This window comes from Halalkalibacter sp. AB-rgal2, assembly GCF_041821005.1.
Taxonomy (GTDB): domain Bacteria; phylum Bacillota; class Bacilli; order Bacillales; family Bacillaceae_D; genus Halalkalibacter.
Window position 1 is genome coordinate 130,423 of sequence record NZ_JBGUAV010000001.1, and the last position, 18,009, is coordinate 148,431.

The window sequence follows — 18,009 nt, forward strand, 5'->3', positions numbered from 1 at the left end:
GCAGGTGTTTACCTGTCACTAATGAAGGGGGAGGCAAATGGAGAATGTATCAACGACAAAGAGAAACAAATTAACGTCAATTAAACAGAAGAAATATAACAAAAAAGTAGTCTTATGGTGTTGGTTATTTGTATTACCTAATTTAATTTTATTTGCCTTGTTTCAAGGATGGCCTATAGTAATTAACTGGTATTATTCAATGTCAAATTGGTCTGGGTTAAGTGCTCAACCTGATTTCATTGGCTTGGCTAATTTCCGTGAACTGATAAGTGATCAATATTTTTGGAATGCTTATAAAAATGTATTTATGTTTGCTGCTGGTACAGTTCCATCTCAGCTCATATTAGGTCTATTGTTTGCAGTGGTATTAAATAATCCAAAGTTGAAATTTGCAAACGTGTATAGAACACTTATTTTCATTCCTGTTGTGACAAGTGCCTCTATTATTGGGATTATTATGGGATTTATTTGGAGCCCCAATGGAGGAGTTAATTATTTATTAATAAGCATGGGAATAATTAATGTACCAATTGATTTTTTAGGAAGTATGACTTGGTCCATGCCTACTGTCATTATAGTATCTGTTTGGATGAGTGTAGGGATTAACATGGTATTTTGGTTAGCAGGACTTCAAGGGATCCCAAGGGAATTATACGAAGCAGCGTATATTGATGGGGCTGGCTATGTTAAGACCTTTTTCAAAGTGACGGTTCCCCTACTGATTCCGATTGGAGCCGTCATATTACTTTTTAACTTTGCTTTTTCACTGAGAGTCTTTGATTTAATTAAAACACTTACGGATGGTGGACCTTTTTTCTCGACTGATGTTGTTTCGACGTATGTGTATAGACATGCTTTTTCAGGAGAGGTTGGACAGCCGAGAATGGGATATGCTTCAGCGGCTGGATTATTCTTTGGCTTTACTGTTATTACGATAATGGCGACACTTCAATTAATAAAGTATAAATTAAAACGAAAATAGATTGAATTATTATTTCGTATTACGAAATAAATGAGCAAAGTAAGGGGGGATAAAATGAATAACGTGACCTCTCGACGCATAAGTCTGAGTTCTTTACTAAGAGGTTGTACACATATTTTGTTTATTGGATTATGTTTTATATGGATATACCCATTCTTATGGATGGTTTCGTCATCATTCAAAACAGATCGAGAGTTTTTTGCTAATCGTCTCAGTCTAATTCCTGAGACACTTAATATGTCAAACTTTATACGAGCGTGGGATACAGCAAACTTTAGCCAATATTTCTTGAATTCCTTTTTGATTACAGCCGGTGTTGTCCTTATAGTCATTGTAACGACCTCGGCTTGTGGCTATGCACTTGGTAGATATTCGTTCCCAGGAAAAAAATTAATCTTTGTCATTTTAATTTGCAGTATGTTCATTCCACTTGAGTTTTCTATTATTCCGATCGCTGTATTAATTAATGCCTTAGGCCTTTCTAATTCACTGTTTGGTGTCATATTAGCTGAATCAGGTGGCGGATCGGTTATGCTAGTCATGCTATTTGCGGGTTTCTTTAGTCAAATTCCAAAAGAATTAGAGGAATCAGCTACGATAGATGGAAGTGGATTTTTAAGAACGTATGTCAGTATTATGCTTCCATTATCAAAACCGATTATAGGTAGTGCAGCCATTATGCAAATTGTATGGACTTGGAACTCTTTTTTGCTTCCACTAGTGCTAACACTTAGTAATCCAAGTATTCGCCCTTTAGCAGTAGGGATATATGCGTTTCGTGGGGAGAATGTAGTTGATTGGACAGGGATCGCCGCAGGAGCCACGATTTCTATTATTCCAGTCATTGTCGTCTTTCTATTTTTACAGAGATACTTTATCGAAGGGATTTCAGGAGCAGTAAAAGGTTAAGCCTTTAAATATCTATGAATTTCTAAAAGGAGAGATTTTTGTGAGAGTATTATTTCTTGATTTAGATTCAGTAAGTCCAAGACATTTAGGTTGTTACGGATATGAGCGCAACACATCTCCTAATATTGATAAAGTCGCTAAAAAAGGAGTAAGATTTACAAATTATTATACATCGGATGCTCCTTGTGCCCCATCGAGAACTGCATTAATGTCAGGGCAGTTTGGTCTTCGTAACGGCTTAGTCGGCCATGGAGGTACAGCTGGGGATATGAGACATGAGGGTGTTGATCGTACGATTTTTGGAAGGTTATCAGTTGGTGGTTCTCTCCCGTCCTTTCTACAGTTAGGTGCTGGATTAAATACGACATTGATTAGCCCATTTCCTCAACGACATGCGACGTATAACTTCTATGCTGGATTTAACGAAATTATTAATACAGGGAAGTTTGGGATGGAATCAGCTGAACAAGTATCACCAGTCGTTCATGATTGGGTTGAAAGAAACGCAGAGAAAGACGATTGGTTCCTATATGTGAATTATTGGGATGCACATACTCCTTATCGCGCACCAGAGGATTTTGGTAATCCATTTGCTAATGAACCGTTGCCTAGCTGGGCAAATGAAGAAACGTTAGAGAAGCATAGGAAAGAAGTAGGTCCTCATACTGTGCATGAGCTTGTGATTGATCACCAAAATGAAACATACACGAATGTTGAAAGTGATCAATTTCCAAGAAGCCCTGGAGAAATTAAGACTATGGATGATTTACGTGTAATGATTGACGGGTATGATTGTGGAATTCGGTATGTAGATGATCACGTTGGACAGCTATTTGAATTATTAGAGCTAAAGGGAATTTTGGAGGATACGATTATTATTGTATCAGCTGATCATGGTGAAAATATGGGACAGCTAGGTATTTATGGTGAGCATGGAACAGCAGATGATGGAACGTGTCGCATTCCGATGATTATTTCTTGGCCTGGAATGAAAGAGGGGCATGTTGATGACGGATTGCACTATCACTTGGATTTACCTGTTACATTAGCTGAAATGCTTGATATACCTCCATGTCCTGATTGGGATGGTAAAAGCTTTGCTTCCGTTCTTAAAGAAGGAAAAGAGTGTGGAAGAGACTATGTAGTCATGTCTCAATGTGCTCATGTCGCTCAGCGTAGTGTAAGGTTTGGAGATTGGTTGTATATGAGAACGTATCATGATGGGTATCATTTATTTGATAAGGAGATGTTATATAATATTAAGCAGGATCCACGAGAAGAAAATAATGTCGCAGCTCAAAATAAAGATGTATGTATGCAAGCCGTTTATTATTTGCATGAATGGCATGATGAAATGATGTTTAGATCAAGAAATGATGTTGATCCATTATGGACTGTTATAAAAGAAGGAGGTCCTTTCCATGCTAAAGGTTTCCTTAAGAATTATGGTGAAAGACTCGTCCAAACAGGAAGAGAAGAGAAATTTAATGAATTGAAAAAGAGACATCCAAATGAATTTCCTGAGGAATCAGATCATAAACGGTTGGAATTTGATAATCTAATGAGAAGTCGATTATTTTAAGTTTTTTTGCTATAAAAGGAAGGCTTCTTTTTATAGCAAACATATTTTGAGCTAGTTGTATAGTATAGAGGTGATGAAATGGAACCAAAATCGTGCTGTGGAGTACAAAGAGAAAGCATTGAAAAATTCCCTGAACCACAAGAAATAACTCAAAGTAAGACATTTTCTAAAAAGAGGCATAGAGATAATTTGATTACAATTCCAAAAGGGACTTTTTTAATGGGAACAAATGATGAAGAAGGGTATAAGCTAGATGGAGAGGGACCTGTTCGTTCTGTTAATGTGGACTCATTCGCAGTTGATCGGTATACAGTAACGAATGAACAGTTTAAGGAATTTATTGAGGAAACAGGATATAAGACCGACGCTGAACAATTTGGCTGGTCGTTCGTCTTCCATTTGTTTTTAAGTAATCGAACGAAGAAAGATGTCATAGGCTCTCCCGAAGGAACACCTTGGTGGTTAGCGGTGAAAGGTGCGACATGGGAACACCCTGAGGGTATAGGTACATCAATTGCTGATCGAATGTATCATCCGGTTGTACATGTTTCTTGGAATGATGCAATGACTTATTGCACTTGGTCTGGAAAACGACTTTTGACTGAGGCAGAGTGGGAGTATGCTGCTCGGGGAGGTTTAGTACAAAAGAGATACCCTTGGGGTGACAAGCTAATGTATAGAAAAAAGCATCTGTGTAACATTTGGCAAGGGGAGTTTCCAACAAATAATATAGGAAAAGATGGGTACCTTTCCACAGCTCCAGTTGATGCTTATGAACCAAATGGGTATGGTTTATATAATGTTGTCGGCAATGTATGGGAATGGTGTGCTGATTGGTTTACGAATGAGCATAACGAAAAGAAAGACAATCCTATTGGACCAAAGATAGGAGTGGAACGTGTCATGAGAGGTGGTTCATATCTATGTCACCAATCTTATTGTAATCGTTATAGAGTGGCGGCGAGAAGCAAGAATACACCTGATAGTTCAACGGGTAATTTAGGGTTTCGTTGCGCAGTCGATATAGACTAAGTAGGCTTGATATATGAATTTCTGGACAAATTATCGTTATCAGAAATGTTCAAATTATTGCAAAGAAAAGCCTAGATAGGATCGAGACAAAGCTTCTCCTATCTAGGCAGTCTTTAATTATGAAGAACCCTCTTTCTTCTTCTCTAATACTTTCTTCAAGTCGGCTTTATATTTTCGTGAAACGAGAATGTACAAGAAGTCACCTTCCATAATTTCTGTTTCGCCATATGGGGAAATGAGCTTTTCATTGCGGACGATCGCGCTGATTGTGACTCTATTTGGGAATTGAATATCGCGCAGCGTATGTCCGACAATAGCTGATGTTTCATGGACTTGATATTGAACCATTTCCGCATTAGCCTTCCCCATTGAAATTAACTCCAATGAATGGTGTGGCGTATCCTTCTTCGGACCAGTTAATCCTAATTTCTTTGCAAATATTGATATCGATGAACCTTGAACAAGAGCTGAAGTCAACACGATGAAAAAGACGACATTGAAAAACAGTTGTCCATTATCTAACCCTGCTACGACAGGGAAAGTCGCTAAAACGATCGGTACCGCACCTCTTAGTCCGGCCCACGATACAAAGACCTTTTCCTTGAACGAATAGTTCATGCCAATGGTCGACAGGAAAACAGCAATGGGACGAGCCAGTAGCATTAATACAATCGATAAGATTAGACCATTCACAATAACGGTTATGTTGATGAGTTGTGCAGGAAAGACGAGTAATCCAAGAATAATAAACATGAGAATCTGTGCCATCCAGGCAAATCCTTCATGAAATTGAAAGATCGAATAGCGATAGGTTAATTCAGCGTTTCCGATGACAAGTGCCGAAACATATACAGCCAAAAAGCCGCTCGCCTCAATCGTTGTTGCTACGCTATACGTTAATAAAGCAAAGGAAATAGCAAAGATCGGGTATAACCCACTCGATTCTAGGTTAATTCGATTGATTGAATAGGAGGCCAGCTTTCCGACAATGATTCCAACGACAATACCCATTCCCATTTGCCAAAAGAAGGAGGGAATTAACGTCCAAAGGTTCGTTTCTGGAAATAGTATAAGTTCGATGAATGATAGCGTGAGAAAGACAGCCATTGGATCATTTGTGCCTGATTCAGCCTCAAGTGTTGCTCCCATCTTTGCTTTGATGTTCCGCTCTTTAAGTGATGCAAAAACAGCGGCAGCATCGGTGGAGCCGACTATAGCCCCGAATAGTAGGGCTTCTAGTAACGTAATATCGAATAGTAAAAATGCTACGTAGCCAACAATGGCTGAGGTTAAAATGACACCGATTGTTGCTAACGAAATCGAAGGAACAATGACAGAGCGCACTGTCGCAAATTTTGTTTGCATTCCACCTTCGAATAAAATGATAATAAGGGCAAAGATCCCGATTACTTGTGCGACTTCTGGTTTATCAAAATAAATAAAACCTAAGCCATCACTACCGATAAGCATGCCAATAAGGATAAATAGAACGAGTGCAGGAAGCCCTAAACGTGTAGAGAATTTCGCTACGAGAACTCCGCTTATAAGCAGTAACGCTCCAAGTAGGACAAAGGTATTCGTATGAAGTGTTTCAAAAAACATCAAATTCGCTTTCCCCCTTTTTAGTTTCTATGGTTTAGAATAAGTTATGTTAATGGTTCTCGCGCTTTGCCACCAAAGGAAACAGTTTGAGAGAATGTTTAATCAATTTGTAATTTGCATACATATTTAATGACGTAAAAAGAGGACGGAATCGTCACTCTATTAAATAAAAGCCGTCTCTATGGGTATTGAAAAAGTTTGGTTTTAACTTTTTTCGTTGAAATTCCAGCAATGGGAGAACCATTTGTCCATTGCTGAAAAAAGGTTGATACGAATGGGTTTCATGTATCAAACGAGCAAAGCCTTCGATAGTTAAATCAAAGGTACTGAAAAAGCCTTTTTCAGAGGCCTTCCGTCTCCTGTGCAGTTGGATGATGGAGGACGGGTGTTCTTTTTAGAAGGTTAGCATTGTGCGTGGTGAATGGGTTTTGATAAACGACAATAAATACGCGGGCAAAATAACCTAATTTATCAGATCTATATGGGCAGAATACCCATCGATAACTTCTGCGTCTTCTTGCTTCTACATGTAGCTTATGAGGAGTCGTATCCACCTTTTAGTCAAGCTCCTTCATCATTATGAGTCCGTTTTCTTCAATTCTTTAATAATGGAAGTTAGTATCATCAAGCATCTATTAAACCTTTTTGCATAAGTAATGTAATTCGGACTATTTGCTTCCGTTTCTATTTGTACGTCACTTCTTGTTTTGTTAATCTTACCATATCAAACAAAAAAGAGTGAAGCGATATGGAGTGCATGCAAGTTTGCAATGCTACATGGAAGCTTGGATAGCAGTAAATCGTTGTCTGTTAAAACGAGCTGACATACGAAGCCTTGAGAATAGGAAGGGTTAGAGGAGAAGATTTAATTCCTGAGAATGAGATTTACTAGTAGACGGAGTTTTGGTGAGAATGGAGGAGAATCCACTTCAAGAAAAGTATTACCTATTCTAGTCTCTCTAATGGACTGAAGAGGGATGGACGGAGACGGGGGGCAAAGGTCACGTGCTGTATGCGGTTCCTCATTCCTCTATTTTCACTCTCATTCCCTTTTGTATGTCGTTATGGTTCCTCATTCCTCTATTTCGGCTTTTATGACTTTTTTTGTCTTATTTAAATCAAATAGTGGAATGAGGATTACTTTTTCTTCTCAGGAAGCGGGGTTTCCTCGGTTTAGAGGAATAAGGGTTCCCTTTGTTCTTAAAAAAACATCATCATAGCACCTATAATCGTCAGGGCGATGACATGATAGCCAACAGCAATCAAATAAAGTAAGAACACGTTATTGCTTTTTTCGCCTAACCCAAATAGAAAATCCTTTGCATATGCAAATGCGACAATCAATCCGATGGCTCCGCCGATTAAGGCGCCGTCTACTAATGTTTCAGCTTGAGATAGTTGGAGAATGATATAAAGTGTGACGTTCGATACGATTGTCGTAAGTAACAGCAGACCAATATTCATCTTCCCAATCTCAATGTTCAATAATTGTATCCAACGGTTTCCAAATAATAGTGGAGAATAATAAAGCATACCGAGAGCCATGTACAAAATAACTCCAGTTAAGATGGCAAAAATCAATGCGATCCCTACTTTCTGTGCTAGTTTGAATAACATTTATTATACCATATGCCTATTTGGTTCATACTCCTTCTATTTCAAGACAAGAAAGTCGGTGTTCGATCTCTGCTAGGTTGCCCTCCTCTGTAGCCCATTGAACTCGTTTGCTAGAAAGGGCCCCTGGCCCCTCACTACAAGACTCGCCATATCGAGCGGTCTGTTCATTGCTTTCGTTACGCCAATTATCCCAACCTGTTTGTTTAATATGTTCGTCCATCCAGCAGTTGATGAAAAGCGTATGAGCATAAGGTCGCCAAGGTCGCCCAAGATAGACAGAGTTAGGCTCAGCGTCTCCGGTTAATTTACAGTTCAGGAAGATGAAGCCGTATCGTTGATTGGCCGGTGTGGAGGCTGCGGTAATATAGCCTCTTCTTAGGCTATGAATCGTACATTGTTGGAAAATAGCTTCTGCAGCTCCGAAAATAAAATCAATATCCCCTGCAATTGTGCAATTCTTAAAGGCATGTCGCCCTTTGCACGTATAAAGGGTATCTTGATAGCCCAAAAGTTGAAGGTTCTCGTAATAGCATTGGTCACCTGAGACAGAAAGAGCGAGCGCTTGCCCAACGTCCTCACCACGACCAGAAATATTTTGAATCGTCAAATTTTTTAATTGGGTTTGATCGGCAAGTATTTTCATCGTCGGTGTTTGAAACGTTCCAATTGGTTTTCCGTTTTCACCAAGCATGTTGGCATGATCGTCATACGTAATCACCGTTTTTTCTTTATCTTCTCCCATGAGCGTGAGAGTAGGTTTGTTTTCTGGGATGAAGATACGTTCGTGATAATGACCGCTTTTGATTAGGATCGTTACAGGATCTAAAGGATGAACACGCACGGAATGAATGGCTTCTTGAATAGTGGAGAAATCACGACTGCCATCTTTTGCTACTGTGATTAGGGGCATAGATGTAGCTCCTTTCGTTACGATTATACGTTGAATTATACTTGTTTCTGTATAATCCTTAGCTTGGATGTTGGATATGAAAGCTGATTTAGTAAGGGTTTTACAAGACATAAGACAATGATTATAGCTGTTATTCATTCATTTCAGTAGTCTATTTATAGAACACTTTGCAATATGATGTAATCGCTTACAATTAAACTGTAAGCATATTATTTCAATCATAGGGGGAATTAGAATGACAGTAAGTGGTGATCTCGGCAATGGGACATTTCGTAATCCGATATTAAGAGGTAATTATGCTGATCCTTCTATTATACGGGTAGAGGAAGATTATTACATGGTACATACATCGTATAAATATGTACCAGGGCTTATTATTTGGCATTCAACGGACTTAATCAATTGGGAGGCGATTGGAACGGCTTTAGAGCATTTAAACGGAGATGTTTGGGCTCCTGAGTTGTTATATTATGAAGGTTTATTTTATATTTACTTTCCGGCTGATCGAACGAATTGGGTAACAACAGCAAAAGATCCGAAAGGGCCTTGGAGTAAACCAATTAACTTAGAAACATCTTACATTGATCCGGGTCATGTTGTTGGACCAGATAAGAAGCGTTATCTCCATTTGTCTGGAGGTAAAATGGTTCAGCTTGCAGATGACGGTTTATCGGTTGTAGGTGATATTCAACATGTGTATGAGCCGTGGCGTTATCCTGATGAATGGGAGGTTGAGGGATTTAGCCCTGAAGGACCGAAATTTACACATTATAATGGGTACTATTACTGTACAGTTGCAGTTGGTGGAACGGCAGGACCGCCAACCAGTCACATGGTCGCAGCCTCTCGTTCGAAAACACCTTGGGGGCCTTGGGAGCATTCTCCTTATAACCCTATTCTTAAGACGAACTCAAAAGAGGAGCAATGGTGGTCACAAGGTCATGGAACGTTGATTGATACACCAAACGGGGAGTGGTGGATGGTGTTTCATGCGTATGAGCATCATCTTCATACAATTGGTCGGCAAACGTTGTTATTACCGATAGAATGGACAAAGGATGGTTGGTTTAAAGTTCCTAATTCGATAAATGCCGAGCAGATCCTCCAAAAGCCAACAGGAAAAGCCGGCAAGCATGGATTTCCAACATCTGATTCATTTGATGGGAATGAATTAGGTCTTCATTGGCAGTGGTTTGGAGAACCGGATAAAGAGCGTTTCACATGTCAAAATGGAGAGCTTATGGTGAAAGGGAAGGATAAGGAAAAATCAACCTCATCACCGATTTTATATATGACTGGAGATCGACAGTATGAGGCAGAGGTTTCTGTTAGAGTCGTAGGTGAGGCAGCTGCGCATTTTATTTTGTATTATGATCCAAATGCGTTGTTTGGCTTAGCTGCTACACAGGATGGGGTAAGACATTTTCGGACATTTAAAACGTATAGTCAAGAGCCTTATATAGGCGACACTATCCGCTTACGAATTAGTAACGTTGACAATATCGTCTCGTTTTATTTTAAAGGGAAGGACGGGAAATGGCAGAAGTATGACAAAGTTATCGATTCCTCTGGCTTTCATCACAATACGTTCGGAGGGTTTTTGAGCTTGCGGATTGGGTTGGATGCAGTTGGTGATGGTGTAGTGTATTTTTCCGATTTTGTTTATCGGGAATTGGGTGTGTGAGGGGATGCTTATAGAATGAAAGCAAAGCCATTAAGTAGAGGCATGGCTCCAATAGATGAAGGTGATAAAGTTCATTATAATTTTTCGTTACACCCGTAAAACCTATAGGATTCTGTCTTCTAATTCTAAAGTCAAAATTAAAATGCTAGAAAAAAGAATAGGAACTTGCTGATGTTATTATAGGAATAGCAACAAAGCTCTTTTCGAAATTTATACTATCATGATAAAATGGTTAAAATTATCTGATGCTGTAGGTGGTTCTCGTGAAATATTTTATTAATTTTGTTTTAGCTATTCTCTTAACCTCAATATCGTATGTTATCGGCAGTTTAGTTCTCAGTGAAGGTATTTTAATGTGGCAAGCTCTCATTATTGGTATATCTGTGGTTACGTTAGGTGCAATTACTGAGGCTATTAAAGCTCCTATTTGGTTAATTATCGTTGTGCCATTTCCGGTAGGTATGAGTTTACTGTTTATCTTTTTGAATGAACCATTCCTTACTTGGTTGCTAACTTATTTAATTACACTTGTTATCTACTCTTTCGTGCATATATTGGTTAGCTACTTTTTTAAGTTCCATTCTCTTATACCGGCATGGAAGTTATCTTAAATTAAAATCGATTCAACTCGCTCATTGCTTTCTTTAATTTTCCGTAATTACCAGTTGACCTGAGTGAATCATTTAAAAGAACCACGTTTCAATAAAATGGAACGTGGTTCTTTTTTTTTGAATAAAAATAAATTATTATGTATATTTATAAATAAACAATCATATTATTCCATGGAGGTGTCTGATGAACGTAAAACCGGAAGTGTCCAATTTTTTTGAATATGTCCGAGAGCTAGATTGTTGTAATTATTCACACGATAGCATACAAGCAATGGTAGCTGACTTGTTTGCTAGAACGAAATCAGATATAGAAAAGGCTAAGATAGCTTTTGAGTTTGTTAGAGACGAGATTGATCACTCTTGGGACATTCAAGCAACGGATGTGACGTATCATGCATCAGAAGTGTTGGAAAAAAAGCACGGAATGTGCTTTGCTAAATCGAACTTGTTAGCTGCACTACTAAGAGGAATAGGGATTCCAACAGGCTTTTGTTATCAAAGGTTAATGCTCTTTGATACGCCAGAGGAAGGCTATAGTTTACATGGCTTTAATGCTGTTTATTTACAATCATTGGCTCGTTGGATACGAATTGATGCACGTGGAAACAAACCTGGCGTACAGGCAGAGCTCTCTCTTGATGAAGAAAAATTAGCTTTTCCTGTTCGGAGGGAGTACGGTGAACAGGATGACCCGATCATTTACGCCCGTCCACATGCAAGAGTGGTTGCGGCATTGAAGGGTAGTAACAACCTTATTGAACTTTATCGAAATGATTTGCCAGATGAGTTGTGAGATAATTACCAAACATGATAAATTTAACCGGAGAGAGCGCATTTAACAAAGGGCACTGAAAAAGTTTTGTTTTTAACTTTTTTGGTGCCCTTTTGACACGTTTCCTCAGTTCTTTCAAGTACATATTAAGGAACAGATGGCTGCTTTTCAAGAAGCTTAATAAAGTTGTTCTTATAGTAAAAAAGTAAATAAATATGAAGCAAAAGAAGAACAATCGCTAATGGAAGTAGAGAATGATCAAGAAATATGTGAAGTAAGACAATATTTGCGATGAGTGGAGCTAATAAGGCTACAGCAAGTGGTACAAAGCGATTACATAAAAGTAAGACCCCACAAATAACCTCAAGTGTTTTTTCGGCAACGAGCAAATAATGAAATTCAAATAGGGCCATTGCTTCTGGACTAGTGGGGATGAAAGGATCGAACTGTAGAATAACAAAATAACCATTGATGCCAGCACCTAAGAAGATAACACCTAACAATATTCTGGAAACATGAAAAAGAAGATGCTTCAATTTGAACACCACCTTGTATTAGTTAAATATATCGTACCATTTTTTATACAGGTTTGTTTTTAAATTTTTCAATGAGTTTTGAACAGGTGTTAATCAATAACTTAACCGTATAACTCTTGCTTGATAAGAGGAGTATGAATGTGTATTCAATTGGAATGAAGTAATAACTTGTATGTATGTTATGATTAGAACGGTTTTTATAAGGGTAATAAATGTATAAACTTAATAACGAAAACAATGATCAGTAAATACATTGATATTTCAGTAAAAAAATTAATTATAAATATTGCGTAATAGTAAACACTCATTTATACTAGAGTTAATCTTATACGTATAAGTTAATGAATTGAAAGCGGTTAATGTATGGTGTTTTAGTAATGATGTTAAAGTTATTGCGATTAAATTAGGCTATTTCAATTTGATGGTGCCATCATATACGTATAAGTTGAAATGGAAGTGCTTACTAAGTTTTAAATTAGTAAATCAATAATCGAGGTAAGGAGTGGTCATTTATGAAGAAGTTTTTAGCAGTATTAATTATCTCTCTACTATTTATTGTTACTGCATGTGGAGGTGATGGGGGATCGAATGAAGGGTCAGATGAAGGTTCTTCAGAAGGAGAAGGAGGAGAATTAGAAGAGCAAATTGTTGTTGGTGATGATATCGAAGGAGCAACTGAGCTTACATTCTGGAATTTCCAAAGCTTACATTCAGAATTTTTTGAAGATGCTGCGATACGATGGAATGAAGAAAATCCAGATAAACCGATCAAATTGGTAGCGGAAACATATCCTTTTGATCAACTTCACAATAATTTGTTGCTTTCTCTGCAATCAGGAAGTGGAGCACCGGACTTTGCTGATATTGAAATTTCTCAATTTCCGAACTATCTACAAGGTGTACCTCAGTTAGAGGCATTAAATGATGTTGTTGAACCAGAGTTGGATAATCTCGTACAGTCTCGCTTTGAGATCTATGCAAAAGAAGGGGATTATTACGCGATTGATTACCATGTTGGTGCAACAATGATGTATTACAATGTAGAAATTATGGAAGAAGCTGGCGTCGATATTGATTCGATCGAAACATGGGATGATTATGTTGAAGCAGGTAAACAAGTTGTTGCAAATACTGACGCGACAATGACAACTGTTGAAACGGATGAGCATTTCTCCTTCTGGCCATTAATTAGTCAGAGAGGTTCTGATTATTTTGATGAAAATCATGATGTCATTCTAGATAATGAGATTAACATTGATACTCTTCAGTTTTTGAGTGATTTAGTATATGAACATGAAATTGCTGAGTTAACGCCTGGTGGTTTCCATCACGCGGAAGAATATTTTGGATTTATGAATGATGGTGGTGCGGCTTCTATTATGATGCCTATGTGGTATATGGGCCGATTCCTTGATTCTATGGAAGACCTTGAAGGTAAGATTCAAATTCGTCCGCTTCCTGCTTGGGAAGAGGGTGGAAACCGATCAGCTGGTATGGGTGGAACTGGTACGGTTGTGACAAATCAAACAGAACATGCGGAATTAGCGAAAGAGTTCCTTGCGTTTGCGAAATTGACTGAAGAAGGTAATGTGAAGTTGTGGGAAATCTTAGGTTTCGATCCACTTCGCCATGATGTTTGGGATTCAGAAGAAATGCGTGGAGAAAACCGTTTCTATGATTACTTCCATGATGACATCTTTGATATCTTATTAGAAGTTCGTGATGAAATTAACGATTTAAATATCACAGAACAAACACCAAATGCGCAACAAGAAATTCACTCACAAGTGATGCATTCTGTCTTACGTGAACAGGCGCGGACTCCTGAAGAAGCTTTACATGACGCTGCGGAAGCAGTACGAGCAAGAATGTATTAATAGTATGGTTCTAAGGAGGGTGTATATCTTGCATCCCTCCTTAGGCATGATTTTTGTAGAGGAGGCAAAAAAGTGAAAACTTCTTCCGTAGGGAACGTCCCAAAAAAACGATTTAATTTTCTGTATTCAAAAAAAGCAGCGCCGTATATTTTTGTTTCTCCTTTTATTATTTCATTTCTATTTTTGTTTCTGTATCCATTTATCAGTGCTCTAAATATGAGTTTTCAAAGAGTACTACCTGGCCAAATAGAGTATGTAGGGACTGCTAATTTTCAACGAGTATTCAATCCTACTTTCTATACTGCATTACAAAATACAACGATTTATGTTATTTTTACCGTTATTCTATTAACGTTAGTCCCAATGATTTTTGCGATATTTTTAAATCATCGTTTAATGAAACTCACGAATTTATTTCGTGCTTCTATTTTTATTCCAGCGTTAACGTCGGTTATTGTGGCCGGTACGATTTTCCGAATTATCTTTGGGGATTCAGATCAAGCATTTGCAAACCAAGTGCTGCAATTTCTCGGTTTTGATCCAGTTGATTGGCGTTATAATGCATGGTCTGCTATGTTTCTGATGGTCTTCTTAGCTTCGTGGAGATGGATTGGGGTTAATATCCTCTATTTCTTAGCTGCACTGCAAAATGTTAGTAAAGACTTATATGAAGCGGCAGATATTGATGGAGCGAATAATTGGCAAAAGTTCAAAAATGTTACGTTTCCTGCGATTAAACCTATTGTCATCTTTTTGACAACAATTACGACTATTAATGGATTTAGAATGTTCGAAGAAAGTTTCGTTTTCTTTGAAACAAGTTCACCAGGTAATATTGCATTAACTGTAGTTGGATATATTTATGTGGAAGGTATTCAACGTAATGATATGGGATTTGGAGCAGCTGTAGGGGTTGTACTATTAGTCATTATCTTTATTGTTAGTGTCATTCAATTATTCTTAACTGGTGCATTTAAAAAGGGTGATTCATAATGAATAAAAAGCGAAAAGAGATACTTATTAGTGTATTGCTCGTGTTATTATTTTCGGCCGTGGCAGTTATTGCTCTATTCCCTGTCATTGCACTAATCGTTGCTTCGTTAAGTCCAGCCTCTGACCTAATGCGTTATGGATTGACAGCGGATTTATTTTTATCTAGCTGGGATTTTGAAAATTACGCTGCCATTTTCGGAGCTGAGGGCGGCATCTATTGGCAATGGTATTTGAATAGTCTTATTATATCTGGGGTTCTTATTGTATTGTCACTGTTGTTTTCATCAATGGTGGGCTATTCATTGGCTCTTTATGAATTTAAAGGGAAAAGGTTTATTTTTGTGCTCGTTCTACTAATTTTAATGATTCCTTTTGAAATCTTAATGTTGCCGCTTTTTCGAATGATGACGTCTTTTCAATTAGTTGATTCATATTTTGCTGTGATGCTTCCATTGATCGTGGCGCCAATTGCTGTATTCTTCTTTAGACAATATTGCTTAGGGTTGCCAAAAGAGCTTATGGAATCTGCACGAGTAGATGGTTGTACTGAATATGGTATATTCTTTAAAATAATGGCTCCGTTGATGTTACCTTCATTTGCGGCAATGGCTATTTTGCAAGGTCTTACAAGTTGGAATAATTTCTTATGGCCGTTATTAGTTTTACGTTCTAATGATATGTTTACGTTACCGATAGGGTTAGCAACTCTTTTAACACCTTATGGTAATAATTACCAAATATTATTTTCTGGGTCTGTTTTAAGTATTATTCCAATTATTATTTTATTCTTGTTCTTCCAGAAATTCTTCATCGAGGGTTTAACATCTGGTGGAGTAAAAGGATAATATAATTGATTTAAATAGAAGGGAGGAGAGAATCACCAATGATCATGGAAAAGGTTGATCAATTGTTTCGGGTGATTATGAAGTTTGCCATTTTAAATTTATTGTGGCTAGGCTTTTCAGTTATAGGATTTATAGTAATTGGCTTTTTTCCGGCAACTGTGGCAATGTTTGTAATCGTTCGTAAATGGGTGCGTGGCGAAGAGCAAATTCCTATTTTCCAAGTATTCTGGAGTATTTACAAACAAGTTTTTCTAAAAGCGAATTTGTTTGGATGGGTTCTGAGTTTAATAGGTGGACTATTTTATGTGAACTATCAATTAATGATCGCATTAGGAACAGATGTCCCTTTCATTGTTGTTCTTGCTTTCCTATTATTGGTTCTTCTCTACTTTCTTTTTATTGTTTCATTACTACCAGTTGCGGTTCACTTTTCAGGTGGAGTGAAGCAGATTATTAAAAAAGCTATACTATTTATGTTTGCAAGAATTCATCTAGCATTACTGCTACTCGTTTTAGTTTGGACATCTGTCTATCTTTCAATAGCATTCCCGACGATTCTACTATTCTTTACTGGAAGTGTGTTATCGTATATGATGATGTGGTTTTTTCATCGTAGTTTAGATAAGATAGAGCAGAATAAGCCAAAAGAACAATATTCATCATAAATGAATATTGTTCTTTTGGTGTAATTAAGGGAGAGAAGGGGCTAAGAGGCAATTCATATAAGATGTATTCTCATTACTTTTGAATGGTCCAGATTTAATTTAAGTCCTTTTGATATAACAAATGACCATCAAATCTTATGAGGTGTTTAAATGAATACTAAATACAGCATTGTTAAAAAACACATAAAATCGAAGATACAAGAGGGTTTGATACAACCTCATCAAAAAATAGGTTCAGAAAGCGAACTGATGAAGCAGTTTGAATTAAGCCGTCATACGGTTCGTAAAGCAATTGATGATTTAGTTAATGAAGGATGGATTTATAAGAAGCAAGGTGCAGGTTCGTTTTGTGCTGATAGATCTTTGAGTTCATCTTCTGACAAAGTAAAAATAAATAAAAATATTGCCGTTATTGTTACGTATTTTAACGATTATATCTTTCCTACGATTATTAGAGGAATGGAGCATTATTTAAGTTCTTGTGGTTATAATGTTAGCGTATTCAGTACCAATAATGATATACATCAAGAGCGGCGCTGTTTAGAAAATGTAATCCATCAAAAATTTGATGGATTAATAGTAGAACCTACTAAAAGTGCTCTTCCAAATCGGAATATTAGAAGTTATTTGAATATTGAAAAATTGGGAATTCCTTATGTGATGTTACATGCTTATTATGACGAATTAGACCCTTATTATGTTGTATTAGATGATGAAACTGGTGGATATATTCAAGCTAAGCATGTAATGGAGCTTAATCATACTGAAATTATCGGTTTCTTTAAAAATGACGACATTCAAGGGATTAAGCGAATGAAAGGGTTTATAAAGGCCCACCGTGAACAAGGATTGCCTTTAAATCCAAGTAATATTATTACGTATACGACAGAAACAAAAAAGGAATATCCATTGCAAGAGTTGAGAAGGAAATTGACTGAATATAGTACGCGTCCAACCGCCATCGTATGTTATAATGACGAACTTGTTATTTGGTTACTAGATATAATTCGTGAATTACAGTTGAGAGTTCCAAGAGATATATCAATTGTCGGGTTTGATAATTCATTTCTATCTGTTGCTTCTGAAGTGAAGGTGACTACAATCCATCATCCCCAAGATACGATGGGGTATGCTGCAGGTAAGGTCATTCATCAATTAGTTGAACAGAAGAACATATCTAAGAAGTGCGAAACATTAGAGTCAGTTGTATTTAAACCGGAATTAATTATGCGTCAATCAACAAATTCACCCAAAAGTAATAAATAAACTTTACTATTCATTTCGAACGAAAAATCCGTAAATCCTCCATCATCACCCTGTCATTGTGAATGGTCAATATGTTATGTAAGCGTTACAATAACAACAAATGATAAATGGTGAGGGAGGGTTTTA

General features: G+C 37.4%; 16 protein-coding genes. 12 read left to right on the forward strand and 4 right to left on the reverse strand.

Annotated features, from left to right (window positions below; translation table 11 throughout):
• The first annotated feature begins 37 nt into the window (after window positions 1-37).
• The 4 genes from ACERJO_RS00665 to ACERJO_RS00680 all read left to right on the forward strand — a co-directional run bounded on the left by ACERJO_RS00665 (window position 38) and on the right by ACERJO_RS00680 (window position 4,505).
• Window positions 38-982, forward strand: coding sequence for a carbohydrate ABC transporter permease (locus tag ACERJO_RS00665; RefSeq protein ID WP_247105189.1), 945 nt, complete (start codon window positions 38-40; stop codon window positions 980-982).
• Window positions 983-1,036: 54 nt separating this feature from the next.
• The gene (locus ACERJO_RS00670) at window positions 1,037-1,891 is read left to right on the forward strand and encodes a carbohydrate ABC transporter permease (RefSeq protein ID WP_247105190.1); all 855 of its coding nucleotides are present in this window, start codon (window positions 1,037-1,039) and stop codon (window positions 1,889-1,891) included.
• A gap of 40 nt (window positions 1,892-1,931) precedes the next feature.
• Window positions 1,932-3,473: a sulfatase family protein gene (locus ACERJO_RS00675; RefSeq protein ID WP_373646269.1), complete on the forward strand. Its 1,542-nt coding sequence runs from the start codon at window positions 1,932-1,934 to the stop codon at window positions 3,471-3,473.
• A 78-nt stretch (window positions 3,474-3,551) separates the two neighbouring features.
• Window positions 3,552-4,505: a formylglycine-generating enzyme family protein gene (locus tag ACERJO_RS00680; protein ID WP_373646270.1), complete on the forward strand. Its 954-nt coding sequence runs from the start codon at window positions 3,552-3,554 to the stop codon at window positions 4,503-4,505.
• A 117-nt stretch (window positions 4,506-4,622) separates the two neighbouring features.
• Here ACERJO_RS00680 and ACERJO_RS00685 read toward each other — a convergent pair whose 3' ends face one another.
• From ACERJO_RS00685 to ACERJO_RS00695, 3 genes are all read right to left on the reverse strand, one after another.
• Entirely contained in the window at window positions 4,623-6,107 is a 1,485-nt protein-coding gene (locus ACERJO_RS00685; protein ID WP_373646367.1) for a potassium/proton antiporter, read from the reverse strand.
• A 1,200-nt stretch (window positions 6,108-7,307) separates the two neighbouring features.
• Window positions 7,308-7,724, reverse strand: coding sequence for a DUF1761 domain-containing protein (locus ACERJO_RS00690; protein ID WP_247105194.1), 417 nt, complete (start codon window positions 7,722-7,724; stop codon window positions 7,308-7,310).
• 25 nt (window positions 7,725-7,749) lie between these two features.
• On the reverse strand, window positions 7,750-8,634 hold the full coding sequence (locus ACERJO_RS00695; protein WP_373646271.1) for a pectinesterase family protein: 885 nt from the start codon (window positions 8,632-8,634) through the stop codon (window positions 7,750-7,752).
• Window positions 8,635-8,869: 235 nt separating this feature from the next.
• On the opposite strand from ACERJO_RS00695, the gene ACERJO_RS00700 reads away from it, so the two are divergent.
• The 3 genes from ACERJO_RS00700 (at window position 8,870) to ACERJO_RS00710 (ending at window position 11,722) form a co-directional block, all read left to right on the forward strand.
• Window positions 8,870-10,318 carry a family 43 glycosylhydrolase gene (locus ACERJO_RS00700; RefSeq protein WP_373646272.1) on the forward strand — a complete coding sequence of 483 codons (1,449 nt, stop codon included), beginning with the start codon at window positions 8,870-8,872 and terminating at the stop codon, window positions 10,316-10,318.
• Between the two features lie 263 nt (window positions 10,319-10,581).
• A complete protein-coding gene (locus tag ACERJO_RS00705) occupies window positions 10,582-10,929 on the forward strand; it encodes a hypothetical protein (RefSeq protein ID WP_373646273.1) in 348 nt (115 codons plus the stop codon).
• A 184-nt stretch (window positions 10,930-11,113) separates the two neighbouring features.
• Window positions 11,114-11,722, forward strand: coding sequence for a transglutaminase-like domain-containing protein (locus ACERJO_RS00710; protein ID WP_373646274.1), 609 nt, complete (start codon window positions 11,114-11,116; stop codon window positions 11,720-11,722).
• A gap of 125 nt (window positions 11,723-11,847) precedes the next feature.
• Here ACERJO_RS00710 and ACERJO_RS00715 read toward each other — a convergent pair whose 3' ends face one another.
• Entirely contained in the window at window positions 11,848-12,246 is a 399-nt protein-coding gene (locus tag ACERJO_RS00715; RefSeq protein WP_373646275.1) for a hypothetical protein, read from the reverse strand.
• A gap of 503 nt (window positions 12,247-12,749) precedes the next feature.
• On the opposite strand from ACERJO_RS00715, the gene ACERJO_RS00720 reads away from it, so the two are divergent.
• The 5 genes from ACERJO_RS00720 to ACERJO_RS00740 all read left to right on the forward strand — a co-directional run bounded on the left by ACERJO_RS00720 (window position 12,750) and on the right by ACERJO_RS00740 (window position 17,883).
• Window positions 12,750-14,114, forward strand: coding sequence for an ABC transporter substrate-binding protein (locus ACERJO_RS00720; protein ID WP_247105207.1), 1,365 nt, complete (start codon window positions 12,750-12,752; stop codon window positions 14,112-14,114).
• 72 nt (window positions 14,115-14,186) lie between these two features.
• Window positions 14,187-15,107, forward strand: coding sequence for a carbohydrate ABC transporter permease (locus tag ACERJO_RS00725; protein WP_247105208.1), 921 nt, complete (start codon window positions 14,187-14,189; stop codon window positions 15,105-15,107).
• Window positions 15,107-15,952, forward strand: a complete 846-nt coding sequence (locus ACERJO_RS00730) for a carbohydrate ABC transporter permease (protein WP_373646276.1) — start codon at window positions 15,107-15,109, stop codon at window positions 15,950-15,952. The genes ACERJO_RS00725 and ACERJO_RS00730 overlap by 1 nt, the downstream gene beginning before the upstream one ends.
• A 38-nt stretch (window positions 15,953-15,990) precedes the next feature.
• Window positions 15,991-16,617, forward strand: a complete 627-nt coding sequence (locus ACERJO_RS00735) for a YesL family protein (RefSeq protein WP_247105210.1) — start codon at window positions 15,991-15,993, stop codon at window positions 16,615-16,617.
• Window positions 16,618-16,767: 150 nt separating this feature from the next.
• Window positions 16,768-17,883 carry a GntR family transcriptional regulator gene (locus ACERJO_RS00740; protein ID WP_373646277.1) on the forward strand — a complete coding sequence of 372 codons (1,116 nt, stop codon included), beginning with the start codon at window positions 16,768-16,770 and terminating at the stop codon, window positions 17,881-17,883.
• The last annotated feature ends 126 nt before the right edge of the window (window positions 17,884-18,009 follow it).